Consider the following 26,116-nt stretch of genomic DNA (forward strand, 5'->3'; position numbering starts at 1 on the left):
TCGGGGGCGCTGCCCCCGAACCCCCGCTCCTCAAACGCCGGAGGGGCTAATTTTTAGCCCGTCCGGCGTTTGAGGACGAGGCCGTTCAGGCCGAAAGCGGGGGTCTGGGGGCGGCAGCCCCCAGGGATGGGACGGGTAAGGGCGGCGGGGGCGAGGAAACCCGGCATGATCGACCGCATGGAACCCCTCCCCCTCACCGGCCTCACCGTCCTCGCCCTCGAACAAGCCGTCGCCGCCCCCTTCGCCACCCGTCACCTCGCCGACCTCGGCGCCCGCGTCATCAAGATCGAACGCGTCGACGGCGGCGACTTCGCCCGCCACTACGACACCGCCGCCCACGGCCTCGCCTCCCACTTCGTGTGGTGCAACCGAGGCAAGGAATCCCTCGCCCTCGACGTCAAGGACCCCCGCGGACTCGCCATCGTACGGCGGCTCCTCGCCGACGCAGACGTGTTCGTGCAGAACCTCGCCCAGGGCGCCGCCGCCCGCCTGGGCCTCGACGCCGCCACCCTGTGCGCCGCGCACCCCCGGCTGGTGGCCGTGGACATCTCGGGGTACGGGGCCTCGGGCCCGTACGCCGGAAAGCGGGCGTACGACATGCTCGTGCAGTGCGAGGCGGGCCTGGTGTCGGTGACCGGGACGCCGGAGCAGCCGGTGAAGGCCGGGATCCCGGCGGCGGACATCGCGGCCGGCATGTACGCGTTCTCGGGGGTGCTCGCGGCGCTCGTACGCCGGGGTGTGACGGGGCGGGGCGGGCCGGTGGAGGTGTCGATGCTGGACGCGCTCGCCGAGTGGATGGGGCACCCCCTCCACCACGCGATGCACGACGGCACTCCCCCGGCGCGCACCGGCCTCGCGCACTCCGTCATCGCCCCGTACGACGCCTACGCGACGGCGGACGGCGGGCGGGTGCTGCTGTCGGTGCAGAACGACCGCGAGTGGCGGCGGCTGGCCGAACAGGTGCTGGGGAAACCCGAGTTGGGGTCCGACCCGGCGTTCGCGACGAACGCGGCGCGGGTCGCGAACCGGGAGCTGACGGATTCGCATGTGGCCGTGGCCCTCGGTGTGCTGGACGCCGACGAGGCCGTGGCGCGGCTGGACGGCGCCGGGATCGCGTGCGCGCGGCTGAGGGACGTACCGGAGGTGGCGGAGCATCCGCAGTTCGCGGCCCGGGACCGGTGGCGGGAAGTGGGCTCACCGGTGGGGCCGTTGCGTGCGCTGCTGCCCCCCATCACGCTGCCGGGCGGGGATGAGGCGCGGATGGGTGATGTGCCCGTGCTCGGGGAGCACACCGATGCGGTGCTGCGTGCCGTGGGGATGACGGGCGAGGAGATCGCAGCACTGCGCCGGGACGGTGTGGCCGCCTGAGCGCGGGCCCTGACAACGACCGGACGGCGATCAGCCGGCCGGTGGACGGCGCGGGGACGCCGTCACGGTCGCTCAGCGCCCTCCGAACAGGGTGCGGCTCAGACGACGCAGCGGGGCGAAGAGCGAGAGCCGGCTCACACGCTTGCCGACTTCGCTGCGCTGCTTCACGGTGTCCCGCGAGGTCAGTTCAAGCATCAGCGAGGTCGCCTCCGCCGTCTCCCGCTGCGGGACGGCGGGTCCCGACAGCACCGAGAGATGGCGGTCGAGGCGCGCCTTGGTCGCGCTGCTCCCGCACGTGATCGCAGGGACGCGCGCCCTGCTGTGCATCGTTATCTGTTCCATGTCTCTCCCCACCCGTACGAGTCCACCCGGCCCGGGCAGGTTAACCCTATCGCTCCCTCGGGGCACTCGTGTATCTCGGTCACAGGATTCACCTTCCCCACAAGGGTGTTGACGACTCCTCGCTGATTACTCTCCGAATCCAACCGATTCCAGGGCGAGTTGGACAACTGGTGCACTGGTGGGCTGTTCTGAGCCTCCGTCGGGTTCGACGGTCACAGCGAGTGATGTGGCCGTTTTGTCGAGACCGGTCGCGACCAAGGGCGTGTCGCCCTTGAAGAGTCCCAGGGAGCGTGGTTGCACATCAGGGCGCATGAGCCACAACTGGTGCACGCGGTCGCTCGGCAGTTCCCCGTATCCACTGAGGGTCACCACCGCGCGCCCCTCGGAGGCGGAGGCGATCGCGGTGATTCCCTGGCCCCGCGCGTCCCGGTCGGTGGTCGATCGCGCGTCGGGAGCGGACAGAACGTCGGCAATCTCACGTGCCTGGGCCTGCGCGGTGTCCAGCTTGTCCTGGGTCTGCGCGTTCTGGACGGCGAACAGCGCGGCGACGGCGAGGGCGGCCGCCGCCGTGAGTGTGGCGAGCGGGGCGAACAGAGGGCGCATGCGGGGCGCACGGCGGACCGGCGGCAGCGGTTCGGTGCCCCAGACATGTGCCGGGAGTTGGTGGCTGCGCCTGCGGGGCGGTTCGGCCGAGCGTCCGGGGGCGCGTGCCGGGGAGTGGGCCGCGGACTGGCCCGGGGACTCCTGGGGGGTCGCGCGGATCGCGGACAGGACCCGGTCGCGCATGGCGAACGGGGGCGGCGCCGCCGTGGACCAGGCCAGCCGGACCGCGTCCTCGGACAGCAGGCGCACCTCGGCGGTGCAGGCGTCGCAGCGGGACAGGTGCTTCTCGAAACGGCGCCGCTCGTCGGGGTCGAGGGCGTCGAGGGCGTAGGGGGCGGCGAGGGAGTGGAGATCCTCGCGGCGGAACAGTCTGCCGAGCGCGCTCATGCGACACCTCCCAGGCATTCGCGCAGTCGGGTCAGTCCGTCGCGCATCCGAGTTTTCACCGTGCCCAGCGGGAGCGAGAGTTGCTCCGCCACTTCACGGTACGTGTAGCCCTCGTAGTAGGCGAGGGTGACCGACTGGCGTTGCAGGGTGGTCAGCCGGTCCAGGCAACGGCGCACCCATTCGCGTTCCATCCCGGCCTCGACCTCTTCCGCCACGTGGTCGAAGGCGGGCCGGTGGGAGCGCTGGGCCTCGCGCTGCTCGCGCTCGCCGGCCGCGCGGGCACTGCGTACCCGGTCGACGGCCCGGCGGTGCGCGAGCGTGAGTATCCAGGACAGGGCGCTGCCCTTCCTGGGGTCGAAGCGCGGTGACGAGCGCCAGAGTTCGAGCAGGACCTCCTGGGACACCTCCTCCGACTGTGCCGGGTCCCGCACCACGCGCCGCACCAGTCCGAACACCGGCCCGGACACGATCCCGTACAGCTCTTCGAAGGCCTTCTGGTCTCCCCCGGCCACGAGAACCAGAAGCTCGTCCGCTCCCACCCGCGTCCCCTCTCTATGGCCGCACACGGCCCCTCCCCGCTCCATCACGCTTGTCACCGTCACCTTAGTTATCCGTAGCGGACGTGCCTGCGGATGGGTACGGATCAACTGCCCTCGAAACGCGGTTCGGTCGCCTCCCAAACATCTTTGAAAAAGTTTTCAGGATCGACCAATCCGCCTCCGCGAGGGCTCCGAATCCCCGTCGTCAGGCAAGTTGACACGGTGAGGACGGACGGAATGACGACAACCATCTCCAAGGGCGGCGCGCGGCGCAGGAGCATCGCGACCCTCATCTGTGGCGCGCTGGCCGCCGGGGGGCTCGCGTCCGCCGGCGTCACCGCGCTCGTACCGGGTAAGGCTTCCGCCTCCAGCCACCGCGAGGCTCCGCTGATCTCGGGCACGCCCCAGTTCGACAACACGGACCTGTACGCGTTCGTGAGCCCGGACAAGAAGGACACGACGACGATCGTCGCGAACTGGATCCCGTTCGAGGAGCCGGGCGGCGGCCCGAACTTCTACCAGTTCGCCGAGGACGCCCAGTACGACCTGCACATCGACAACAACGGTGACGCGCAGGGCGACCTGCTGTTCCGCTACACCTTCAAGACGCATGTGAAGAACAAGAAGTCGTTCCTGTACAACACGGGTGCGGTGGACAGCCTGTACGACCCGGACCTCAACGTCACGCAGACGTACGACATCGAGCTGATCAAGCTCAAGAACCAGCGCGTCGTGTCGAAGACGAAGATCGCCGACGATGTGCCGGTCGCTCCGTCGAACGTCGGCAAGGCGTCGATGCCGAACTACAAGAAGCTGCGCGACCAGGCGATCCACAAGCTGACGAACGGTTCGACGACGTTCGCCGGCCAGGCCGACGACCCGTTCTTCGCGGACCTGCGTGTCTTCGACCTGCTGTACGGCGGGAACCTCTCCGAGGTCGGCAACGACACGCTCAAGGGCTACAACGTCAACACGATCGCGCTCCAGGTGCCGACGCACATGATCGCGGAGTCGTCGAAGCAGCCGGTCGTCGGTATCTGGTCGACGACCCAGCGTCTGAACGCCGGCGGCTACTACTCGCAGGTCTCGCGGCTGGGCATGCCGCTGGTCAACGAGGTCGTCAACCCCATCAAGGACAAGGACAAGTTCAACGCGTCCTCGCCGTGGCAGGACGCCCAGTTCCTGAAGAACGTGACCAACCCCGAGCTGCCGAAGCTCATCGAGGCGATCTACAAGATCCCGGCGCCCAAGGAGCCGCGCAACGACCTGGTCGATGTCTTCCTCAAGGGTGTGAAGGGCCTCAACCAGCCTCCGTACGTCACCCCGGCCGAGGAACTGCGTCTCAACACCTCGATCGCCCCGAACATGCACCCCAAGCGTCTCGGCGTCCTCGACGGTGACACCGCGGGCTTCCCGAACGGCCGTCGCCTCACGGACGATGTGATCGACGCCTCGCTGCAGGTCGTCGAGGGTGAGCTGCTCGGCGCGAAGAACGACCTCGGCGACGCGGTCGACAAGAACGACAAGAACTTCGAGAAGTACTTCCCGTACGTGGCTCTGCCGACCGAGGGTTCGCGTGGCCCGCTCGCCAAGGGCACCAGCGGCACCAACGACGTCCGCAGCCAGCTCGGTGACGCGCTGCAGCCCGCCGGCACCGCCGGTGGCACCGACACCATGCTGATCGCCGGTTCTGCGGCGGCCGGTGCGGCCGGGTTCCTGCTGATCTTCGCCGGCGTCGTGTGGTGGCGGCGGAACATGCGGAACCGGGCGTACTGACCCGCTGTCCCTCCCTCACCCCACCCCCACCAGCTGGCGCGGCCCGCTCGTATCCATCCCCCACGGCGCGGGCCGCGCCGCACACCCGTCGACACCCGGCCCCACCCGGGTGTCCGCACAACTGACCCGCCCAGGCAACACAAGGAGAGGGCATGCCCCCGCGTACGAACGACAACGCACCGGCCAGTGAGCACAGCACCCGGCCGACCGCCACCCCGGGGGCAACGACCACACCCGAGACGGCGCCGTTCGCGGACGCCGCGAACGCCGGGCAACACGAGAACACCCTGCCCGGCACCACTCCGGCCGCCCCGACGAAGACCTCAGCCACACCCGAACCCGAGGACGCCACACGCAGTGCCGCCCCGGCCGGAGCGGGGGAAGCCCAGGCGGGTGCGGCGCGCACCGCACCGGCGAGCGGCGCGGCCAGGACACCGGGCATGCCCGGGACCGAGGCCGCCCCGGATGGCGCGGACGCCGACCCCAGGAACATCCCGCACGCTGCCACTCCGGGCGAAGCCCGGAAGGACGCGCCGCGCGACACACCGGCGAGCCACGTGGCCGAGACGCCGGGCGCGTCCGAGGCCGACGTGTCTCCGGCCGGCGCGGACGCCGGGCACGAGGGCGCCGCGCGGACCGCGGCCCCGGCCGGCGCCGGTGAAGCCGACGAAGCCCGGACGAGTGCGCCGATCGCCACTCGGGCCGACGGCCAAGGCGGCTCCGGAGACCTCGTCGACGGCCCCGGCAACGCACCCGCGGTTCCCGGCCCGGGAGGAAGCGGGGACGAGCGGATCGTCGCTGTTCGGCGGGTCGGGGAGTCGTCGCGGCGGTGGCGGGCTGTGCAACTCGGGGCCTGTGCCGTCGCGTTGGCGGTGGCGTTCACCGGCGGGGCCATGGTGCTGGGGGCCGTCCGGGACGGGGGCGGGACCGCCAGCGTCCCGTCCGCGCCCGCCGCGATGTCACCCGCGCTGCTCGCGAGCGGCAACCTCGACGCCAGCATCGCCTCTCTCCAGGCCCATCTCCGGGCGCAGCCCAAGGACTTCGGCAGCTGGGCCACCCTCGGGCTCGCCTATGTGGAGCAGGCCCGCACCAAGGGCGACCCCTCCCGGTACCCGCAGGCCCAGCAGGCCCTGAACCGGTCCCTCGAGGTGGAGCCCGACAACGACCCCGCCCTCGCCGGGCGCGCCGCCCTCGCCGCCGCCCGCCATGACTTCCCCGGCGCCCTCAAGTACTCGGACCAGGCCCTCGCGCAGAACCCCTACAGCGAGCGCGCCCTGTCCACCCGTATCGACGCCCTCGTCGAACTCGGGCGCTACGACGAGGCGTTGAAGGCCACCGACGAGGCCGACGCCAAGCGGCCCGGGGTGCCTGTCTTCACCCGGTACGCGTACGTGCGTGAGCTGCGCGGCGATGTCAAAACCGCACGGCGTGTGCTGGAGCAGGCGCTCAACTCCGCCACCTCGCGCGGGGACATCGCGTACGTGGCCACCGCGCTCGGCCAACTCGCCTGGAACCAGGGCGAGTACAAGTCCGCCCTGGAGTTCTACGCCCGTGCCCTCGCCGCCGACGACGCCTACCTTCCGGCGCTGGAGGGCCGCTCCCGCGCCCAGTTCGCCGACGGCGACCGGGCCGGTGCGATCAAGGGCATGGAGGACGTCGTCTCCCGCTATCCGCTGCCCGGCCCGCTGGTCGAACTCGGCGAGCTGTACGAAGTCCGGGCCGGCGACGGCGACTTGGCGAAGGCGCGCGACCAGTACGCGCTCGTCAACGCCTGGACGGCCATCGCCCGCGCCAACGGCGTCAACGCCGACCTGGACACCGCGCTCGCCGCCGCCGACCACGGCGACCGGAAGTCGGCGCTGCGCGCGGCCCGCGCCGAGTGGGACCGCCGCGAGACCGTGCACACGGCCGACGCCCTCGCGTGGGCCCTGCACGTCAACGGCAAGGACGAGGAGGCGCTCCCCTACGCCCGCCGCGCCACCGCGACCGGCTACCGCAACGCCTCCTTCCTCTACCACCGCGGCATGATCGAGCAGGCCACGGGCCACGCCAAGGAAGCCCGCGCCTCGCTCTCCGCCGCCCTCGAACTCAACCCCGGTTTCTCCCCGTTGGGCGCCCGCAAGGCCCGTACGGCTCTCAAGTCCCTGGAGGCGGCGAAGTGAAGCCCCGTCGTGCGGCCGCCTCGGGCGCCGCCCTGTTCACGGCCGTCTGCGCGCTCGTGCTGGCGCCCGCCCAGGCCGCGAGCGCCCATCCGCTCGGCAACTTCACCGTCAACCGGTACGACGGTCTCGTGGTCGCCCCGGGACAGCTGCGGGTCGCGCATGTAGAGGACCTCGCCGAGATCCCGGCGACCCAGGCCAAGCCCGACATCGAGAAGCTGGGGCTGACCGAGTGGGCCGGGCAGCGGTGTGCGACCGCCGCGCAGGGCAGCAAGGTCACCGTGGCCGGGCGTACCGTCGCGCTCTCCGTCGGCAGCGCCAAGGCGAGCACGCGGCCCGGTCAGGCGGGCCTGAACACCCTGCGCGTGGAGTGCGCGCTCACGGCCGCACTCCCCGAGGTCGCCGAAGGGGACACCGTCTCCCTCGGCTTCCACAGCGCGGGCACCGAGTCGGGCCCCGGCTGGCGGGAGATCACCGCGCGCGGCGACCGGATGACGCTCGCCCGGTCCGACGTACCGAAGAAGTCGGTCTCCGGTGAACTCACCAGCTACCCGCAGGAGTTGCTGTCCTCTCCGGCAGACACCCCGTCGGCCGCCCTGCGGGTGCGCGCGGGTGGCCCGGCCCTTGTCGAGGACGGCGGGAAGGACGCGCCGGCCTCCTCCGTGCTGCCGCGCGGCGCCGACCGCTGGACGCGCGCGCTGGACTCCCTGGTGGCCCGGCACGACCTCACGATCGGCTTCGCCGCGCTGGCCCTGGTCATCGCGGTCTTCCTCGGCGCGATGCACGCGCTCGGCCCGGGCCACGGCAAGACCCTGATGGCGGCCTCGGCCGCCGCCCGGGGCGGCAGGGCCCGCCTGCGCGACGTCATGCCGCTGGCCGCGTCGGTCACGGTCACCCACACACTGGGCGTGGTCGCCCTGGGCCTGCTGGTGACGGCCGGTTCGGCGGCGGCGCCCTCGGTGATCGCGTGGCTGGGCGTGGCGAGCGGCGTGCTGGTGACGGGGGCGGGCCTGACCCTCGTACGCCGGTCCTGGCGCCAGCGCGCACACCGCGCCGCGCAGTCCCACCCCCACCCGCACCCCCACGACCATGACCATTCGCACGACCACGACCACGGTCACTCCCACGACCACGACCATGGCCATGAGCACGAGCACCCCCACAGCCACACCCACGTCGCCGACAAGGCGCCGGAACGCGAACTGGTCCTCGCCCACGCGGCGCACGCACTCTCGCACACGGAGACGGCCCCCACGGCTTCCGCCCTCGCCGTCGCACCCGCAGCCGCCCCCACGCACGCGCGCGACCACCAGCACGATCACGATCACAGTCACGGTCACGATCACTCGCACCCCCACCACGACCACCAGGACTCACACGACCACGGTCACACCCACGACCACGCGCACTCCGGCACCACCCTCGAGCACACCCACGGCGGCTTCACCCACACGCACGCCATCGCCCCCACCGTGCGGGGCACGATCCTCCTCGGGTTCGCCGGTGGGCTCGTGCCGAGTCCGTCGGCCGTGGTCGTGCTGGTCGGGGCCGCCGCGCTGGGCAAGGCCTGGTTCGGGTTCCTGCTCGTCCTGGCGTACGGGGTCGGCCTGGCGCTCACCCTCACCGGCGCCGGGTTCCTCGTCGTGAAGCTGGGCAGCGGGGCGGGCCGGCTGCTGGACCGGCGTCCGGGGCTGGCCGGCGGTCCGCTGGTCGCACTCGTCCGGCGTACCGCGCCGCTGGCGTCCGCGTTCCTCGTTGTCGCACTGGGTGCCGGATTGGTGCTCAAGGGGGCGGCAGCCGCATTCAGCTGAGCTACTTTTGGGAAGAAATCAGGCGGAGTGCGGAAAACCGGTGTGCGATGAGATCCAAGACGAGATCAAAGACGAGATCGACTCCGTGAACGTGCGGCTGTGACAGGGGGCGCTCATGTCCGACCAACCGGGCAGTGAACGTGTGATCGCGGGACGCTACCGGCTGCTCTCACCGCTCGGCGAGGGCGGTATGGGCACGGTGTGGCTGGCCCGCGACGAGGTCCTGCACCGCGAGGTGGCCGTCAAGGAGGTGCGCGCGCCCGCCGGACTGCCGACCTCCGAGATCGAACGCCTGTATGCGCGACTGGAGCGCGAGGCCTGGGCCGCCGCCCGCGTCTCGAACCGGAACGTCGTGACGGTGTACGACGTGGCGAATGACGGGGGCCGGCCCTGGATCGTCATGGAGGTGGTCCGCGGACTCTCGCTCGCCGACCAGCTGGACGCCGAGGGACCGCTGCCGCCGCAGCGGGCCGCGCACATCGGTGCCGAGGTGCTCTCCGCGCTGCGGGCCGCCCACGAGGCCGGGGTGCTCCACCGGGACGTGAAACCGGCCAACGTTCTCCTGTCCAACGACGGCCGGGTCGTGCTCACCGACTTCGGTATCGCGACCGTCGAGGGCAGCTCGGCCCTCACCATGACCGGCGAGGTCATCGGCTCCCCCGAGTTCCTCGCCCCCGAACGGGCGCTCGGGCGCACCCCCGGCCCCGAGTCGGACCTGTGGTCGCTGGGCGTGCTGCTGTACGCGGCCGTCGAGGGCAACTCCCCCTTCCGGCAGAACACCCCGCTCAGCACCCTGCGCGCGATCGTGGACGAGGAGTTGCCGCCGCCCCGGCGGGCAGGTCCACTCACGCCCGTCATCGAGGGGCTGCTGCGCAAGGATCCGGCCGAGCGGATCGCCGCCGCGCAGGCCGAGCACGATCTGCGGATCATCGGGGCGGGGGGCACCCTGCGCGCCGAGACCGGCCCGACGGCCCCGTACGCGGCACCGACCATCGCGGCGGCTTTTCCGCAGCATCCGACGACGCCGCCTCGGCCGACCCCCGTTCCCACGGCGGCGACCCGGCCCGTCCCGCCTCCGCCGCCCCCTCCGTCGGACACCTATGGGACCCGCTCGGCCGAACCCGACCGCAACCGCCGGGCGGCCGCCGTCCTGGTCGCGGGCCTCGCCGCCGTCGCGCTGGCGGTGGCCGGACTGACGTACGCGCTGCTGAACCGGGACAACGGCACGGGCGACAACGGCGCCGATGTGGGCAGCAGTACCAGCGCCGGGCAGAACAACGACGGTACGGGTGACGCGAGTTCACCGAAGAGCAGCCCCAGCAGGTCGGCCGAGGACGAGAGCGGGTCTCCGGGCAGCGGTGACGGCGGCAGGACCTCGCAGCCGGCGCAGACCGTGGCGGTCCAGGTCACCGGCTCGGACACCGACTACTCGGGGTCCTGCCCGCCGCCCAACTCCGAGGCGCCCGGGTTCACGGCGACCTTCACGGTGGGCAACGTGCCCACGAAGGTCTCCTACCGCTGGGTGACGGAGAAGGGCGACGCTCCGGAGCAGGGCTGGCGGACTCTGTCGTTCCCGGCGGGCGGCGACAGGACCAAGCAGAACAAGGTCTATGTGACGACGTACGACAAGAGCGGGACGATCAGGAACGCGATCGGCGTCGAAGTCCGCGAGCCGGTGAGCGTGAAGTCCAACACCGTGCCGTTCTCGGTCACTTGCGAGCCGGAGACGGAGACGGAGACCCCGACGGACGGGGTCTCCTCTCCCGAGAGCACGCCCTGAACCCGGCCGTGGAACACCGGGCCTGGGGCGTCGGACGTCCGGTCAGGCGTTGTTGGTGAGCGCCGGGAGGTAGCCGCCCGACTGGCCGGCGGCCGTCGGGTGGTACGACTCGCCGATGTTGAGCAGGTTGAGGCTGTGCAGCCACGAGCTGCCCGAGCAGATCTCATGCCCGGTGAAGGCCGACTTGACGTCACCGAAGGCGAAGCCGTGGTCGGCGGCCCGCTTGGCGAGCGCGCTGTTCAGGTAGTCGGACGCCCCGTTGATCGCGGAGCGCTTGGCCTCGGAGAGGCCCAGGCAGGCCTGGCCGAGCTTGTAGAAGCGGGGGTAGCCCAGGACGACCACATGGGCGGCGGGCGCCCGGGAGCTGATGGCGTCGTACACGCTGTCGAGCTGACCGGGGAGGGTCGAGTCGACGTATGCCTTCGCGGTGTTGATGCGGGCGAGGCAGGAGCTGTCGGACTGCAGCACACAGGTCGTCATGACGTCGGCGAAGCCCGCGTCGTTGCCGCCGACGCTGATCGAGACGAGGCCCGTGGCGGAGCTGAGCGGGGTCAGCTGATTCGCCAGAACATCACCCGTTCGAGCGCCCGAGCAAGCGGTGAAGTTGAAGCTGGAGGGTGAGTGGGCGGCGGCCCAGAGGTACGGGTACGCCTTCGTGCTGCGCTTGCAGTCGCCGCTGGAGCCGATGTAGCCGCCGGCGCCGACCCCCGAGGAGTAGGAGTCGCCGAGGGCCACATAGCCGGTGACGGCGGCGAGTTGGGATGCCTGCGCCGACGTGGCCCCGGTGAGGGCGATGCCGGCGGCGAGGAGGAGCGAGGTCACGTATGCCGTAATTCGGGAACGTCTCATGGAACCTCCCTTTAGCAGGATCTCTGCCTCAACGTTCGTATCAACTACGCGTGTTGAATGGAAGTGTCCATGCCAAGACTTTCCGGCCGAACCGGAACGGATCAACGGTGTTCACGTTGCGCCGCGTTGCGTGCTCATGACATGCGCGTGACAAACCGTCAGGCCTCTTGAGCAACTCCCGCCCATGACCGAGTCTTTACCTCAGCCCGGGGCGGAACGCGACGCTCCGGGTCGTGTCCGCAGCAGCGGGCATCCCCCCACAGGCACACCCCCACCCAGGCGTGTGCTGCCTCAGAGGAGGACTCCCTCGTCATGGCACAACTGCACAGCAGCAAGATCAGGACCGTCGCGACCACCGTCGTGGCAGCCGCCGCTCTCGTCGGCGGACTCACCGCGCTCCCCGCCCAGGCCGCCCCGGCACCCGCCGAGGGCAAGGTGCTGGCCGCCGGCTCCCCCACAGCCGTCAAGGACAGCTACATCGTCACGCTGAAGAAGACGGCGGGCCTCAAGGCCGCGTCGAGCGCCGGCAAGAACCTGATCGGCGAGTACGGCGGCACGGTGAGGAAGACGTTCAGCAAGGCGCTGAACGGCTACACGGCGACCCTCTCCGCGGCCGAGGCCCGCAGACTCGCCGCCGACCCCGCGGTGGCCACCGTCGAGCAGAACCAGACGGTGCATGTCGACGCCACGCAGTCCAGCGCCCCCTGGGGCCTCGACCGCATCGACCAGGCCGCCCTGCCGCTGTCCGGCACCTACACCTACCCGGACACGGCCGGCGCCGGGGTGACGGCGTACGTCATCGACACCGGCGTACGCATCACGCACTCCCAGATCAGCGGCCGGGCCACCAACGGCTACGACGCCGTCGACGGCGACAACGTCGCCCAGGACGGCAACGGCCACGGCACCCACGTCGCCACCACCATCGCGGGCTCGACCTACGGTGTCGCCAAGGCGGCGAAGATCGTGGCGGTCCGGGTGCTCGACAACGCCGGCTCAGGCACCACGGCCGGTGTCATCGCGGGCATCGACTGGGTGACCGCGAACCACAGCGGCCCCTCGGTCGCCAACCTGTCCCTCGGCGGCGGCGCCTCGACCACGCTGGACAACGCGGTCGCCAACTCCATAGCCAGCGGCGTGACCTACGCGGTCGCGGCGGGCAACAGCAGCGCCAACGCCTCCTCCTACTCCCCCGCGCGCGTCGCGGCGGCCATCACGGTCGGCGCCACCACCAGCACGGACGCCCGGGCCAGCTACTCCAACTACGGCTCGGTCCTGGACATCTTCGCCCCGGGTTCCTCGATCACGGCGGGCTGGAACACCAGCGACACCGCGACGAACACGATCTCCGGTACGTCCATGGCCACCCCGCACGTCGCGGGCGCGGCCGCCGTCTACCTCGCGGGCCACACCTCGGCCACCCCGGCCCAGGTCGCCACGGCTCTCACGAGCGGTGCCACCACCGGCGTGGTCACCAGCCCGGGCACCGGCTCCCCGAACCGCCTGCTGCGGCTCGTCCCGTAACACCGGTTCCGTAACACCCGTCCCGGCGCGGTAACTCGCGCCAACCGAACGGCAGTTCCCCGGAGGCAGCCGGCGCCTCCGGGGAACGTCGTGTACGCATAGGGAAGGTGTCGCGGGGAACGGCCGGCCCCCGGCGTGCGCACCCTGGAAACCGGGTGCGCACGGCGCCCTGGTGCCGGATCATGGCGGCATGTCTGCGAACCCACACGACGCGTTGCCGATCCGGCTCAACGTCGACGACAGCGACTCCCCGTCCGACGTCGTCGACGCGCTGTTCCTCGGCCGCTTCGCGACGGGCGAGCAGCCGTACTCCCACGCCGTGAACATCGACCGCGTACGGTCCGGGGCGACGCTTCTCCCGTCGGACGCCCGCGTTCTGCGCGCCGCGCGCGACGACGACCGCAGCACCACTCTCGCGGAGGGCGACGGCTGGACCCTGCTGGTGTCCCGCTGGAACCGGGGTGCCGACGTCACGGTGACGGCGACCTCCCCCGAGCTGGCCGCGAAGGTCGTCGACCGGGCGACGGAGGGTGCGGCGGACGAGCCCGAACCGCAGCCGGAGGACGTCACGATGGGCTTCTGGTACGTGTCCCCGCGCCGGGGCCCGCACCGCACGACCCGTCAGATCTCGGCGGGTACGTGGGACGAGGTCCGCGCCAACTACACGGCACCGGTGGCGAACGCGATGGACGGCCTGATGAAGACGACGCCGGAGGACATCGCGGGCCGGCTGCTGCTGCTCCACGGCCCGCCGGGCACCGGCAAGACGTCCGCGCTGCGCACGCTGGCCCGTGCCTGGCGGGACTGGTGTCAGGTGGACTGCGTCCTGGATCCCGAACGGCTGTTCTCCGACGTCGGCTATCTGATGGACATCGCGATCGGTGAGGAGGACGGCACGGGCAAGGGCCGCTGGCGTCTGCTCCTCCTGGAGGACTGCGACGAACTGATCAGGGGCGAGGCGAAGCACACGGCGGGCCAGGCCCTCTCCCGCCTGCTGAACCTGACCGACGGTCTCCTCGGCCAGGGCCGCAACGTCCTGGTGGGCGTGACGACCAACGAGGACCTGGAGCGCCTGCACCCGGCCGTCGTCCGCCCCGGCCGCTGTCTGGCCCGTATCGAGGTGGGCCCGCTCACGCGCCGGGAGGCGACGACCTGGCTGGGCACCGAGGAGGGGATCGCCCGGGAGGGCGCGACCCTGGCCGAGCTGTACGCCCTGCGCAGGGGAACCAGCCCGACCTCGGTGCCGGATCCCAGGGAGAGCGCGGACGCAGGGCTGTACCTGTAGTGGTTTCATGAAGGTATGACCCTGTTCGTCGGTACGTCGGGGTGGCAGTACAAGGACTGGCGGGGCGTCCTCTACCCGACCGGTTGCCCCTCCAGGCTGTGGCTGGAGGAGTACGCGGCGCGCTTCGCGACGGTCGAGATCAACAACGCCTTCTACCGGCTGCCGACCCGGGAGACCTTCGAGACCTGGCGGGAGCGGACCCCGCCGGACTTCGTCGTCACGGTCAAGGCCAGCCGCTTTCTGACGCACATCAAGCGGCTGCGGGACCCCGAGGAGCCGGTGCACCGCCTGATGAGCCACGCGGCGGGCCTGGGCGACCGGCTCGGCCCGGTCCTGCTCCAGCTGCCGCCGACCCTGCGCTGCGACCCCGGTCTGCTGGACTACTGCCTGACCCGCTTCCCGGCCGGCACCCGGATCGCCGTCGAGCCGCGCCACGACTCCTGGTGGACCGGCGATGTGCGCGAGGTGCTGGAAGCCCGCAGCGCCGCGCTGTGCTGGGCCGACGTGCGGTCCCGCCCGGTGACCCCGCTGTGGCGCACCACCGACTGGGGTTACGTCCGCTTCCACGTGGGCCGCGCCCGCGCGTGGCCGCACTACGGCCGGCAGTCCCTGAGGACATGGGCCGACCGGATCGCCGAGGCATGGCCAGAGGGCCAGGACGTGTACGCGTACTTCAACAACGACCCGACGGGGGCGGCGGTGGAGGACGCGACGGAGTTCGCGAGGGCGGCACGGGCAAAGGGCCTGCAGGTCACCCGGACACCGGGCACCACCCGCCCGGCTGTGGGCAGTCGTTCCGCTGGGGCGGAACGGGTGGGCACAGCCGGCAGCTCCGGGTGCCGCACCGGAAAACCCAAGCACCCGGGCACCGGCTGAAGTGCTTCCTCGTTCACCCCTCCCCGTAAGCCGCCCGCAGGGCGTCCCGTACGGCGTCGAGTGCCTCCGCGGACCCCAGCCCCAGTCGCCGGACCCGCTCCGCGTAACCCTGCGCGGCGACCGCCGCCTCCCGCTCCGCCGCCGAGCCCGCTGCGGCGACGAGCGTTCCGTTGCGGCCCCGCGTCTCGATCACCCCGTCCGCCTCCAGCGCCCGGTACGCCTTGGCGACCGTGTTCGCAGCGAGCCCGAGCGACTCGGCGAGCCCCCGCACGGTGGGCAGCCGGTACCCCACCGGCAGCGTCCCGGCGCGGGCCTGCTCGGAGATCTGGGCGCGCACCTGCTCGTAGGGGGGCGCGCTGTCGTCGATGCGGATCTTCAGGGTCACGCGGCGATTGTCCCGCACGGGCCGGAAAATAGGAGGCACCCGCCGTACCTCCCCGCGTAGCGTCCGAGTTCATGACACCGACCGTGCGCGCCCTGCGTCCCGAAGACCGAGCCGGCGTGGCGGCCTTCGCCCACGTCCGGCGCATCGCCCTGCCCTTCATCCTGTCCAACGCGGAGAGCACCGCGTACGACATCGCGCACACCCACCCCGACGCCCGCTTCCAGGCGCTGGTCGCCGAGGAGGACGGCGAGGTCATCGGCACGGCCCAGACCGGTGTCGTCCACGACAGCGCGGAGCCCGGCCAGGGGTTCGTCAACGTGTACGTGCACCCGGAGCACCTGCGGCGCGGCGCGGGCACGCTCCTCGTCCGCACCGCCGAACAGCACCTCGCCGCCGCCGGGGTGACGAAGTCCTTCGCCTGGGTGCTGGACGCCCCCGACAACCGCGCCTTCGCCGAGCGCCACGGCTACCGTGCCAGCCGCAGCGCGCACTTCCTCCTCCTGGACATGGCGAACCGCGAACTGCCTCCGCTCCAGGACCCTCCGCCCGGGGTCGAGATCGTCCCGGCCTCCGACTTCGCCGCCGACCCGCGCCCGCTGTTCGACCTGGACGCGGAGGTGTCGTCGGACGAACCGAGCGACGTGGACTACGAGTTCACCGACTACGAGGCCTGGCTCCGCGAGACCTGGCAGCACCCCCTGTTCAGCCCCGAGCTGACCTCGGTCGCGGTCGTCGACGGCCGCCCGGTCGCGTTCAGCGCGGCCCGTACCGACGGGTCCACCCGCTACGGCACCGTGATGACCGGCACCGCCCGCGAGTTCCGTGGCCGCGGCCTCGCGAAGCTCGCCAAGAACGACTCCCTGCACCGCGCCCGCGCCGCCGGGTGCACGCAGGCCCTGACGGGCAACGACGCCGGGAACGGCCCGATGATCGCCATCAACAAGTGGTTCGGCTATGAGATCTGCGCGACGGAGGTGCGATATGTCCGCGAACTCGTCTGAGGCCGCGCCGCGCTCCCCATCCGCGCCCATGGTGAACGTCGTCCTGGTCAAGGGCGGCCGTACGAAGATCAGTTACCCGGCCGAGCTGCTGCACGACGACGGCACACGCCTCGCCGTACGGGCCGCCTGGGCCGGCGACGGGGTCCGCGACTTCGGCTTCGTCCGCTTCGAACCCGGTGACGTGTTCACCGAGTACTACTGGCGGGACCGCTGGTACTCGGTGAAGGAGGTGCGTGACGCGGCGGGCACGCTGAAGGGCTGGTACTGCGACATCGCCCGCCCCGCCACACTCGCCGGCAACGAGCTGGTCGTCGAGGATCTCGACCTCGACCTGTGGCGCTCCGCCGACGGCACGGACGTACGGCGGCTGGACGAGGACGAGTTCGCGGAGAGCGGGCTGGCGCGGTCGGACCCGCCGGCCGCGTCGGCCGCCGTGGCGGCTCTCGACGAGCTGGAGTCGCTGGCGCGCGAGGGCGGCTTCGAGAAGCTGCTCGCCTGAACGGGCGCCGGCGCGGTCAGGTGCCGGCCAGTACCGCGTACCGCTCGTCCTCGACCTCGCGCCCCCACAGCCTGGCGTCGCCGGACAGCCGCTCCACCTGTACGTCCGCGGCGAGGGGCGTGAGCAGCGCGGTGAGTGTGTCGGCGGGTATGCCGGCCGGGCTGACCGTCCCCCACACGCCCTCGACCAGCACCATGCGGCCGCCGGCCCGGAGCAGGCCGCGCCAGTGGCGCAGCACGCGCGCGGGGTCGGGCAGGGTCCACAGGACGTGCCGTACGAGCACGACGTCGAAGCGCTCCTCCCCCACCGGCGGCGCCCCCGCGTCGCCGACCAGGAACACGGCGTCGCGGCCGGCGAGCTTGCTCCTGGCCCGCTCGACCATGGAGCGGGACAGGTCCACGCCGGTGACGCGGTGTCCCTGCTCGGCCGCGAGGAGCGACAGGCTGCCGGTGCCGCAGCCCAGGTCGAGGACGTCGGAGGGGCGCTCGGGCAGCCAGGTCCGCAGCCGGGCGGCCCAGGCTTCTCGCACGGCCGGGTCGCGCAGGCCGTGGTCGGGTTCGTCGTCGAAGGTGGCCGCTTCCGCGTCCCAGTCGGTGTCGTTCATGGGGCCAAGAGTGACACCCGCCACTGACAATCGAATCGTGACGGCCGCCACTGACAGACCCGCGCCGATGAGTCACCCTCCCGGGAATGGTCTATCTCCGTGAAAACGCGGAACCCGGTAGACCGAAGGAGGCAGCCATGCGCCGCATAACCGTGCAGAAGCCCCTGAGGAAGTCGGACGCCCGCAGGGTGCGGGAAAAAGCCGACGAACGCCCCACCGAGCGTCCCGAGGTCCGTAAGGACATCGCACGCACCTGGTGGCCCGACGGCTGAGCGCCGCCCGTGGGCGTACAGCGTCGGTGCGGCTGGGCGCCGTTGCGTCGCGGCCGTTGCCTGAGCGCAGTCCGAACCCTTCCTTAAGCCGACCATAAGGATCGCTCCCACCTGCCTTCAGCAGGCGATTTCGCGGAAATCCGGGGCTAGTTTGGTGATCGCCCCGGATCGGCCGTACTGCCACTGAGTTTGCCGGGGTCTGACCGGCGGCTCAGGCCGGCCAGACCCCGGCGGAGACTCTCCGGCCGGGGTCAGCCGATCGCCGACAGACAGGTGGTCTCGGTGGCGTGGGCCGGGTCCAGGGCGTTGGTCACCTCGTGGAACACGATCCGGTCGAGCAGCCCGACGGCGGCGTGTTCGGAGAGGTCCAGCGGACAGAGGTCCTGGATCAGGACGTTGTGTACGTCGGAGCCGGTCAGGAACTGGCTGCGGTACGGCGTGACCACCTCGTCGTACCGGGTGGCGAGGACCGTGTAGCGGACTCCCGGGACGGTGTCGCCGCCCGCGTTGAGCTTGGCGAGGAAGGCGGACCCCGCCACCTGGTCTGCGAGAGCCGGGGTGGCCGTGGAGAGCAGGTCCTCGGCCCCGGGGAAGTACTTCAGCAGGTTGGTGAGCCCGTTCAGGGTGGTGCCGTGATTGCTGGGCGCGATACCGACGAAGGTGTGCACCTCGGCGGCGCCTCCGAGGAACTTGAGGTAGTAGCGGGGCATCATGCCGCCCTGTGAGTGACCGACGAGGTCGGTCTCGCTCGCGCCGGTCGCCGCGAGCACCTTGTCGACGAAGGAGGCGAGCTGTCCGGCCGACTTGTCGATGGGCCCGAGGCCGTAGAAGAGGGGGACGCCGGGCAGTTGGCCGTAGTCGAGGGAGAAGACGCAGTAGCCGCGGTTCTTCAGATACGGCGCGAGGGTGAGCCAGTTGTCGATCCCGTTGGCGAAGGTGCCGTGGACGAGGACGACGGGGCGGGGGTGGGCGGCGGACGGCCTGCAGGAGTAGTCGTTCCAGCCGCCGTTCGTGGTCAGCGCGGCGGATTCGGCCTGGTCGGTGGGGGTTTCCGCGTGCGCGGTGGTGGCGACGGGCGCGACGGTGGCCGCGGCGGCCAGCAGGAGCGCGGCGAGGGGTCTGAGTGCGCGTTTCCAGGGCAGCATCGAGTGATCTCCTTGCGGCTCAAGGGAGTTGCGACGGCTCTACGCCCTGTGATCCGGATCACGAGGATGCTGTTCACTCGTCAAGTTACGAGCGAGTAGCACAATCTGGGAAGTTACGCGTCAGTAAAAACTTTCGGCATGGCCGGTGACTGTGATAATGGGCCGCCGCTCCCGGACCCGGTTTCGACCGACGCCGACTCCTTCCAACTCCTTGGCGTGCAGGGCGAGTCCGCTCACTCGGGCAGGCTGCGGGGTGAGCGTCTCGTCCATCGCACGAGCGGCGCGGATGAGTGCGGCGGAGTCGGCGGTCGGCTTCCCGAGCGGGCGGCTGCGGGTCTCCGCGGGGTGGTCGGCGTAGCTCAGGGTGAGGGTGAGCGTGCGGCACGCCTTCCCCAAGGCGTGGAGCCTGGTGCCGAGTTCATGGGCCGCGGCGCGCAGAACCGCGCGATGACATTCCGGTACGGACACCACGCGTTCGGCGGTCAGACAGCGGGCCTGGTGGAGGTTCGGCACCACCCGCCCGCGGTCGACGCCGGAGGCCTTCTCGCGCAGGTCGCGACCGACCTCCGTACCGACGAGGCGGCACAGGAGGGACAGCGGCGCCGCGGCGACCCGGCCGAGGGTGTCGAGCCCGTGGACGTGGAGGGCGCGGGCGGTGGCGCCGGCGATTCCGGGGAGGGTGTCTACGGCGCGCGATGCGATCAACTCCGCGACGACATGCGGCTGTTGGGGCAGGAGCCGAGGAACTCCAGGAGCGGCTTCGTACAGGGCGAACCGGGCCAGGGTGGGCCCGGGCCCGATCCCCACCGCACAGTCGATCCCGCACCGGGACAGGGACCGCGCACGGATCGCCGCCGCCAACTCCACGGCGTCCCGCTTCGACTTCCGCATGCCGTCGTACGGTCCCAGCAGCGCTCCGTCGGGCGGCAGCGCCTCGACGACGGGCGTGAACTCGCTCAGCAGTGTGAGGAGTTGCGGCAAGCGGGTCTCGCGCATGGGCGGTGGCAGTTCGAAGCGCACGCAGAGGACGGTCACACCTTCATTTCGCGCCCCACGGACATCTGGATGTGACCGAAGCGGACTTGAGCCTCGGCGTCATCGGCCGGCCGGCGAAGGACACGCCGGCCCCGGAACCGGTGTCCGACACTGCGCCCGAGTCGTCGCCCGCCTCGGAGTCCCGCATTTAAGTCACGACGGCACCCGCCGTACGGACGACAGTGGCTTCAGTGGCGGCCGAGGAGACCCCTGACACGGACTCCGCCTCCCCCGAGGAGGAGCCGCGTCAGTAGGGGCGCACGGCTGGCCGGCTATCGGGCGGACTCCGGTGCACGTGTGGGTTGTTCGGCCTCGGAACCGCGCAGGCCGAGGCGCGAGTGGCCGCGCCGCCGTGCTGCGGCTGTGCGGGTCAGGGCGAACGCTGCGGTCAGGGCCACAACCACGAGGGCGGCCCCAGAGAGGAGAAAGGCGTTCCTGACTCCGGTGAGTGCGATGGTGGTCGAGGCCACGAAGGGGGAAACGGCCAGCGCTCCCGCCACTCCGGCCTCCCACAGACCCAGCGCCTTCGCCAGATGGTGGCCCGGTATGCGTTGCTGCACCAGCGCGATCAGCGGGATGTCCGTGAGGGCCGAGGCCAGCCCGGTGGCGACCAGGAGCACCGCGGCCCCGGCCGTGGAGGTGACGATTCCGAGCGGCGCGCGGAAGATCGCGAGCGGGATCCAGGCCAGCACCGCCACCAGGGCGAGTCCGCGCATCCGCAGGCCGGCCAGCAGGAGCGCCCCCGCCACTTCCGCGACCCCGGCGACGCCCAGTAGCAGGCCGTAGCGGCCCCCCTGGCCCACCACGGCGACCAGCCCCACCGTCAGGAAACCGCTGGTCAGGACGAGGGCGAGGACGAAGGTCACCATCGCCACGAGCACATCAGGAGCCTCGCGCACGGCCCTCAGCCCGGCGGCGAGATCGGCCCGCAGCCCCACCGGCCCGGCGGCCAGGACGGGGCGGGTCACGCGGATCGCGGCCACGGCGCCCGCCGAGGCCAGGAAGGTCAGGCCGTTGACCAGCAGAGCCGCTCGCAGTGAGCCGTGGGCCAGCAGCGGGGCGAGCATGAGCGGGCCGACGAAGAAGGCGGCCCGGAAGGCGACTTGCAGAAGCCCGTTGGCCTGCTGCAGACGGTCGGCCGGGACGATCTGCGTGACGATGGCGTTGCGGGCCGGGGCGAACGGGGCGCCGATCAGGGCCAGCAGGGCCGTGGTCACCACGAGCAGGGGCAGGCCCAGCAGGCCGAGGGAGAGCAACAGCACGGCCACCGCCACCACGGCGACCCGGGCCAGATCGGTGGCGATCATCAGCTTCCGGCGGTCGTAGCGGTCGGCGTACGAGGCGGACACGAACGTGGCGAGGAACGTGGGCGCGAACGCGGCCACGCTGACCACGGCGACGGCCGTCGGGTCCTTCGTCAGCGACCAGGCCAGCCAGGCGGTCGCGGCGGTGTACAGGCCGTCGCCGAAGCGTGAGGCGGCCTGACCGGCGAAGAGGAGCAGGAAATCGCGGTCCCGAAGCAGTGACATGCCGTTCACTGTCGGATCTCGGCCGCCACTGATCCACTTATTAGGCAGATGGCTAATCAACGGGGTCGGCGGCGTCGTGCAGAAAGCTCTCCAGGCCGGGAGCGAGACCCGCCACCTGCTGGGGCAGGAGCCGGTACAGGACGTAGTAGCCCTCGCGGCGGCGTTCGAGCAGGCCCGCCTCCGTCAGGACGCGCAGGTGCTTGGACAGGGCGGCCTCGCTGACGCCGACGAGCGGGGCCAACTCCTGGGTGCTGCGCGGGCGTTCGGCGATCAGGCGGAGGGCGCGCAGGCGGGTGTCGTCGGCGAGCGCGCGGAGCGTGCCGACGAGCTGGGCGGGCGGAATCCTGGGGCGGGCCTCCCGGGCGATCGACGAGACGGGGAAGACGAGGCCGAGGGGCCAGGGGCCGTCGCAGTTGACCCGTACGTGCGGCCACACATAGGTGCTGGGGGCGAGCAGCAGGGTGTCGTCAGGGCCGATGGTGACCTCGTGGTCGTGCGGGCGCTCCAGCCAGAAGCGTTCGGCCTGCCGGTCGCTGCGCACCTCCGGCCACAGGCCGCGGAGCATGCCGTACAGTCCGCGCTGTTCGATCTGGTGCCCGGCCTCGCTCACCCCGGCGGCCAGTTCCGGTTCGATTCTGGCCCATTCCTCCTCGAACGCCTCCCGCCAGTAGCGTTCCAGCATGCTCAGGAACCTCTCGAGGAGTGCGCGAGGGTCGTCGAGGAGCATCGCGGCCATCGTCTCGTCGCTCACCCGTGCGACGCGCTCCCGCAGCAGGCCGCGTACGCCGGGGTCCCGCAGCGCGTGCGGATCCCTGCCCGCGCCGCCGCCCGGCCACGGCGACAGCAGCGGGACGGCGAACTCCAGCCGGGCCAGCTCCGGGTCCGCCGTACGCAGGCCGGCCAGCTCGTCGGCGAAGTCCGCGAGCCCTCCGGTCGGCCGCGGAAAGAGGAACTCGGGGAAATACGAGCGCACCGCGTAGGAGAACGCCTCGATCTCCCGCTTCAGCGCCGGCGACAGTTTGCGCATCGCGCGTACCCAGCCGTGCTGGACGGGGTGGTGCTTGGGCTCCACCAGCACATGAAGGCTCAGTACGGCTTCCATCGCGGGCGAGTAGGCGAACCCCACCCGCTCCGCACCACCGGCGGGCACCCTGAACACGATCGTCATGACTCGTCATCCTCGCCCGTCCGCCGCCCCCGGCGGGAGCCTGCCGCGCGAGAGATCAATTCACGAGAGCCGCTGTGCGTACGGGTACACCTCCAGCACCAACCGCTCCCCCTCCGGTGCGCGCGAGACGCAGGGCAGCATGGCGCCCTCCGCACGTTCGGTGGCCGTGAGGCGACGGTCACGATGGTCGACCTGGCCCAGGGCCACCTGTACCCGGCAGGTGCCGCAGAACCCCTGGCGGCAGGAGAACGGCAGGTCCGGCAGGGCCTCGTGGAGAACATCCAGGGCGGAGCGGTCGTACGGCACCGGCAGAACCGGTCCGGTGTCGCCCAGCTGGAGTTCGAAGGGACGGCCGTCCGTGATCGGGGGCGGGGCGAACCGCTCGTAGTGCAGGGCTGAGGCGCCGCTGGCACCGAACGCGCGCCGGACGCCGTCGATCATGGGCGCGGGCCCGCAGCAGTACACCGCGCCCGCTGCCGGGCTCAAGCTCAACAGCTCGGCTGCTTCGGGCACGCCGGACTCGTCGTCAGGGCGGATGAAGACCCTGCCGGAGTCTGCGGCTGCGGCCGCGAGTTCGGCCAGCTCTGCCGCGAAGGGCATCGAGGCGCGGCTGCGGCCGGTGTGCACGAGCCTCCAGTCCAGCCCGCGTCGGGCGGCTTCCCGGGCCATCGGCAGGATCGGGGTGATGCCGATGCCGCCCGCGACGAGCAGGACGGACGCTTCGGCGGCGAAGGGGAAGGCGTTGCGGGGCGGGGTGACGGCAACCCGCGCACCCTCTCCGAGGGCGTCGTGCACCTCGGCCGAACCGCCTCCGCCGCCGGCGATACGGCGCACCGCGATGCGGTACCGGTACCGGTCGGCGGGGTCGCCGCACAGCGAGTACTGCCGCTTGCGGCCGGAGGGCAGGCGCAGTTCGAGGTGGGCGCCGGGCTGCCAGGGCGGGAGTATCGCCCCGTCGGGTGCTTCCAGCCGCAGGGAGACGACGTCCTCCGCCTCCTGGCGCCTGGTGGCGACCACCAGTTCCCGGACCACGGGCGTCTCGGTGGCAGACGGGCGCCAGGGAGGAGTGGCGCGCCGCGCGAGGCGCGTGACCGCGTGGTCGCTGAAAGCCGCCAGCTTCTGCATGAAGGAGTCGCCGCGCGGTCTGCCGTACAGGTCCGGCGGCCGGGTGACGGGTGTGCTGATGTCCATGGGGTGCCTCACTGGTCGCCGGCTCACCGGGCGGCCGCTCGGGCGGCGGGGGACGCCGCCAGGTAGGCGACCGCCTGCTGGGTCGAGCCCTCCTGGGTCGGGTGGTAGCCGGGGCGGAAGTAGCGCAGCACCGAGCGGGTGAACTCGCCCGGCGGGGGCATCAGGTCCTTGCGTGCCGCGGCCAGGAAGTCGCGGAAGCGGACCTTGACCCGATCGTCGAGTTCGGGGTCGGCGCTCATCAGGAAGCGGACTCCGCGGATCCACAGCCGGGTCAGCACCGGAGCGGTGACGAGCATGCCGGCCACTCGGCGCCGGTACCGGGGATCGAGGTGCACCAGCAGGTCGAACGCGACCGAACGGTGTTCGACCTCCTCCGCGCCGTGCCAGCGGAACAGATCGAGCATCGCGGGGTCCGCGCCGGCCTGGTCGAGGTGCTCGTTGCTGAGAATCCAGTGGCCCATGTACGCGGTGAAGTGCTCGAACGCGGCTATGAGGGCGAGCCGTTGGAGGAGGTGTGCGTGGGCGGCGGCCGGCGTCAGCTCCGGCCGGTCTCCGAGCACCCTGCGGAAGATCCATTCGGACTGCAGGGTGTACGGAGCGGGGTCCAGCCCCTTGGAGAGCAGGTGCTCCAGGACCTCCTGGTGCGCCTCGGCGTGCATCGCTTCCTGGCCGATGAAGCCGCGTACGTCCTCGCGCAGCCGGTCGTCGGTGATCAGTGGCAGTGCCTGCTCGAAGGTGCGCACGAACCAGCGTTCGAGTTCGGGGAGCATGAGGTGGAGCACATCGAAGGTGTGGGTCGCGAAGGGCTCACCCGGCAGCCAGTGCAGCGGGGTGGCGCTCCAGTCGAAGGTGACGTCCCGGGGTCGTAACACCAGGTCGTGGTGGTCGACGGGCTCGGACGGACTCTGCTGGTGGGCACGTGCGGCTCGGAACATGACAGGTTCCTCTTCCGTCAGCGGTCGAAGTGCGGGGAGTGGGAGCGGTCTTCGGTGCGGTCGGCGAATTCCGCGATCCGGGCCGCGACCTCCTCGGGGTGGCTGAGCTGTACCCAGTGCCCGGCGTCGATCGGGCGCCGTTGCAGCTGGCGCGTCCAGCGCTCCACGCCGTACGACAGCACCGGGCGGACGCAGAAGTCGCGCGTGGGGATGATGAGTTGGACCGGGACGGTGGTCGGCCGGTCCCGGGGACGCAGCAGGCGGGGCAGCATGTTGGCGCGGTAGAGCGCGATGCCGGACACGGCGTCACGGACCAGCGTCGGCGCGGGATAGGCGGTGGGCCCGGGCATGCCCTGGGATCCGGTGAGGAAGCCGCGCCAGCGGTGCCCCAGCGCTCTCCACGTCAGGGCGGGCAGGAGGGGAAGGTGAAAGAAGGCGATGTACCAGGACCGTACGCCCTGCCGCAGCATCCTCGGCAGGTCCGGATGCCGTGGCCGGACGCGGGCCCGGATCAGATGGCCGACGTGGTCCAGGCAGGGGCCGGAGATGGAGGTGAACGAGGCGATCCGCCCGGCCAGGCGGGTGCCGGTGACCGACTCCCAGGAGTGGATCGATCCCCAGTCGTGTCCGACCAGGTGCACCGGGCGGTCGGGGCTCACCGCGTCGAGAACCGCCTCCAGGTCGGCCTCCAGGCGGGACATCCGGTAGGCGCGCAGACCCCTGGGCCGGTGGGAGGCGCCGGCTCCCCGCACGTCGAAGGCGGTGACGTGGAAGCGGTCGGCCAGGCGCTCGGCGACGGGGTGCCACACGGCGCTGGTGTCCGGATAGCCGTGGACCAGCACCACCGCGGGGGCCGTGGACACTCCCCACTGGTAGGCGGCCAACTCCACGCCGTCGGCGCCGTCCACGGCGATCCGGCGGGCGGCCGGGCCGGTCACCGGCCACCGTCGGCAGGCGTCAGTTCGCCGTAGTTCAGACCGCCGTGGAAGAAGCTGGGCCGCACCGGCCAGTGCCGCTTGAAGGTCGCCAGCTCCGAGGAGGGCAGGATCTGCA

Annotated in this window: 24 protein-coding genes; 11 read left to right on the forward strand and 13 right to left on the reverse strand. The window is 71.6% G+C overall.

Going from position 1 to position 26,116, the window contains the following annotated elements; genetic code table 11:
* Positions 1 to 165 precede the first annotated feature (165 nt).
* Positions 166 to 1,368 (forward strand): CaiB/BaiF CoA-transferase family protein, encoded by a 1,203-nt coding sequence (locus ABZ855_RS46515; RefSeq protein ID WP_360819541.1) that lies wholly within the window; start codon positions 166 to 168, stop codon positions 1,366 to 1,368.
* 72 nt (positions 1,369 to 1,440) lie between these two features.
* On the opposite strand, the gene ABZ855_RS46520 is transcribed toward ABZ855_RS46515, so the two are convergent.
* The 3 genes from ABZ855_RS46520 to ABZ855_RS46530 form a co-directional block, all read right to left on the reverse strand.
* On the reverse strand, positions 1,441 to 1,710 hold the full coding sequence (locus tag ABZ855_RS46520) for a hypothetical protein (RefSeq protein WP_319207573.1): 270 nt from the start codon (positions 1,708 to 1,710) through the stop codon (positions 1,441 to 1,443).
* Positions 1,711 to 1,836: 126 nt separating this feature from the next.
* Positions 1,837 to 2,700 (reverse strand): anti-sigma factor, encoded by an 864-nt coding sequence (locus tag ABZ855_RS46525; RefSeq protein ID WP_360819544.1) that lies wholly within the window; start codon positions 2,698 to 2,700, stop codon positions 1,837 to 1,839.
* Positions 2,697 to 3,239 carry a sigma-70 family RNA polymerase sigma factor gene (locus tag ABZ855_RS46530; protein ID WP_307631175.1) on the reverse strand — a complete coding sequence of 181 codons (543 nt, stop codon included), beginning with the start codon at positions 3,237 to 3,239 and terminating at the stop codon, positions 2,697 to 2,699. Before ABZ855_RS46530 ends, ABZ855_RS46525 begins: the two co-directional genes overlap by 4 nt.
* A gap of 237 nt (positions 3,240 to 3,476) precedes the next feature.
* Here ABZ855_RS46530 and ABZ855_RS46535 point away from each other — a divergent pair, with 237 nt between their 5' ends.
* The 4 genes from ABZ855_RS46535 (at position 3,477) to ABZ855_RS46550 (ending at position 10,765) form a co-directional block, all read left to right on the forward strand.
* Entirely contained in the window at positions 3,477 to 5,015 is a 1,539-nt protein-coding gene (locus tag ABZ855_RS46535) for a DUF4331 domain-containing protein (protein ID WP_360819547.1), read from the forward strand.
* 152 nt (positions 5,016 to 5,167) lie between these two features.
* Positions 5,168 to 7,177, forward strand: a complete 2,010-nt coding sequence (locus ABZ855_RS46540) for a tetratricopeptide repeat protein (RefSeq protein ID WP_360819550.1) — start codon at positions 5,168 to 5,170, stop codon at positions 7,175 to 7,177.
* The gene (locus ABZ855_RS46545; protein WP_360819553.1) at positions 7,174 to 8,985 is read left to right on the forward strand and encodes a nickel transporter; all 1,812 of its coding nucleotides are present in this window, start codon (positions 7,174 to 7,176) and stop codon (positions 8,983 to 8,985) included. Before ABZ855_RS46540 ends, ABZ855_RS46545 begins: the two co-directional genes overlap by 4 nt.
* 115 nt (positions 8,986 to 9,100) lie before the next feature.
* Positions 9,101 to 10,765 (forward strand): serine/threonine-protein kinase, encoded by a 1,665-nt coding sequence (locus ABZ855_RS46550; protein ID WP_360819556.1) that lies wholly within the window; start codon positions 9,101 to 9,103, stop codon positions 10,763 to 10,765.
* A 42-nt stretch (positions 10,766 to 10,807) separates the two neighbouring features.
* On the opposite strand, the gene ABZ855_RS46555 is transcribed toward ABZ855_RS46550, so the two are convergent.
* Complete coding sequence (locus ABZ855_RS46555; RefSeq protein WP_360819559.1) at positions 10,808 to 11,614, reverse strand: SGNH/GDSL hydrolase family protein; 807 nt, start codon at positions 11,612 to 11,614, stop codon at positions 10,808 to 10,810.
* Positions 11,615 to 11,926: 312 nt separating this feature from the next.
* On the opposite strand from ABZ855_RS46555, the gene ABZ855_RS46560 reads away from it, so the two are divergent.
* The 3 genes from ABZ855_RS46560 to ABZ855_RS46570 all read left to right on the forward strand — a co-directional run bounded on the left by ABZ855_RS46560 (position 11,927) and on the right by ABZ855_RS46570 (position 15,299).
* Positions 11,927 to 13,138 carry a S8 family peptidase gene (locus ABZ855_RS46560; protein WP_360819562.1) on the forward strand — a complete coding sequence of 404 codons (1,212 nt, stop codon included), beginning with the start codon at positions 11,927 to 11,929 and terminating at the stop codon, positions 13,136 to 13,138.
* A 190-nt stretch (positions 13,139 to 13,328) separates the two neighbouring features.
* Complete coding sequence (locus tag ABZ855_RS46565) at positions 13,329 to 14,423, forward strand: DUF5925 domain-containing protein (protein ID WP_360819565.1); 1,095 nt, start codon at positions 13,329 to 13,331, stop codon at positions 14,421 to 14,423.
* Between the two features lie 15 nt (positions 14,424 to 14,438).
* Complete coding sequence (locus tag ABZ855_RS46570) at positions 14,439 to 15,299, forward strand: DUF72 domain-containing protein (protein WP_360819568.1); 861 nt, start codon at positions 14,439 to 14,441, stop codon at positions 15,297 to 15,299.
* Positions 15,300 to 15,312: 13 nt separating this feature from the next.
* Here ABZ855_RS46570 and ABZ855_RS46575 read toward each other — a convergent pair whose 3' ends face one another.
* A complete protein-coding gene (locus ABZ855_RS46575) occupies positions 15,313 to 15,684 on the reverse strand; it encodes a GntR family transcriptional regulator (protein ID WP_360819570.1) in 372 nt (123 codons plus the stop codon).
* 71 nt (positions 15,685 to 15,755) lie between these two features.
* On the opposite strand from ABZ855_RS46575, the gene ABZ855_RS46580 reads away from it, so the two are divergent.
* Together ABZ855_RS46580 and ABZ855_RS46585 are read left to right on the forward strand one after the other, a co-directional pair.
* A complete protein-coding gene (locus ABZ855_RS46580; RefSeq protein WP_360819573.1) occupies positions 15,756 to 16,685 on the forward strand; it encodes a GNAT family N-acetyltransferase in 930 nt (309 codons plus the stop codon).
* On the forward strand, positions 16,666 to 17,184 hold the full coding sequence (locus ABZ855_RS46585; RefSeq protein WP_360819576.1) for a DUF402 domain-containing protein: 519 nt from the start codon (positions 16,666 to 16,668) through the stop codon (positions 17,182 to 17,184). Before ABZ855_RS46580 ends, ABZ855_RS46585 begins: the two co-directional genes overlap by 20 nt.
* Before the next feature lie 16 nt (positions 17,185 to 17,200).
* On the opposite strand, the gene ABZ855_RS46590 is transcribed toward ABZ855_RS46585, so the two are convergent.
* On the reverse strand, positions 17,201 to 17,788 hold the full coding sequence (locus tag ABZ855_RS46590) for a class I SAM-dependent methyltransferase (RefSeq protein WP_360819579.1): 588 nt from the start codon (positions 17,786 to 17,788) through the stop codon (positions 17,201 to 17,203).
* Positions 17,789 to 17,925: 137 nt separating this feature from the next.
* Here ABZ855_RS46590 and ABZ855_RS46595 point away from each other — a divergent pair, with 137 nt between their 5' ends.
* Complete coding sequence (locus tag ABZ855_RS46595) at positions 17,926 to 18,060, forward strand: hypothetical protein (RefSeq protein WP_360819582.1); 135 nt, start codon at positions 17,926 to 17,928, stop codon at positions 18,058 to 18,060.
* 251 nt (positions 18,061 to 18,311) lie between these two features.
* Here ABZ855_RS46595 and ABZ855_RS46600 read toward each other — a convergent pair whose 3' ends face one another.
* The 7 genes from ABZ855_RS46600 to ABZ855_RS46630 all read right to left on the reverse strand — a co-directional run bounded on the left by ABZ855_RS46600 (position 18,312) and on the right by ABZ855_RS46630 (position 26,001).
* Complete coding sequence (locus tag ABZ855_RS46600) at positions 18,312 to 19,205, reverse strand: alpha/beta fold hydrolase (protein WP_360819585.1); 894 nt, start codon at positions 19,203 to 19,205, stop codon at positions 18,312 to 18,314.
* A gap of 120 nt (positions 19,206 to 19,325) precedes the next feature.
* Entirely contained in the window at positions 19,326 to 20,225 is a 900-nt protein-coding gene (locus tag ABZ855_RS46605) for a hypothetical protein (RefSeq protein ID WP_360819587.1), read from the reverse strand.
* A gap of 287 nt (positions 20,226 to 20,512) precedes the next feature.
* Positions 20,513 to 21,769: an MFS transporter gene (locus ABZ855_RS46610; protein WP_360819590.1), complete on the reverse strand. Its 1,257-nt coding sequence runs from the start codon at positions 21,767 to 21,769 to the stop codon at positions 20,513 to 20,515.
* A 52-nt stretch (positions 21,770 to 21,821) separates the two neighbouring features.
* The gene (locus ABZ855_RS46615) at positions 21,822 to 22,937 is read right to left on the reverse strand and encodes a DUF5937 family protein (protein ID WP_360819592.1); all 1,116 of its coding nucleotides are present in this window, start codon (positions 22,935 to 22,937) and stop codon (positions 21,822 to 21,824) included.
* A 60-nt stretch (positions 22,938 to 22,997) separates the two neighbouring features.
* Entirely contained in the window at positions 22,998 to 24,128 is a 1,131-nt protein-coding gene (locus ABZ855_RS46620; RefSeq protein WP_360819595.1) for a PDR/VanB family oxidoreductase, read from the reverse strand.
* A gap of 23 nt (positions 24,129 to 24,151) precedes the next feature.
* Positions 24,152 to 25,063, reverse strand: coding sequence for a metal-dependent hydrolase (locus ABZ855_RS46625; RefSeq protein ID WP_360819598.1), 912 nt, complete (start codon positions 25,061 to 25,063; stop codon positions 24,152 to 24,154).
* 17 nt (positions 25,064 to 25,080) lie between these two features.
* Entirely contained in the window at positions 25,081 to 26,001 is a 921-nt protein-coding gene (locus tag ABZ855_RS46630) for an alpha/beta fold hydrolase (protein WP_360819601.1), read from the reverse strand.
* Between the last annotated feature and the right edge of the window lie 115 nt (positions 26,002 to 26,116).

This window comes from Streptomyces sp. NPDC047042 (assembly GCF_040644035.1).
In the GTDB taxonomy this organism is placed as follows: domain Bacteria; phylum Actinomycetota; class Actinomycetes; order Streptomycetales; family Streptomycetaceae; genus Streptomyces.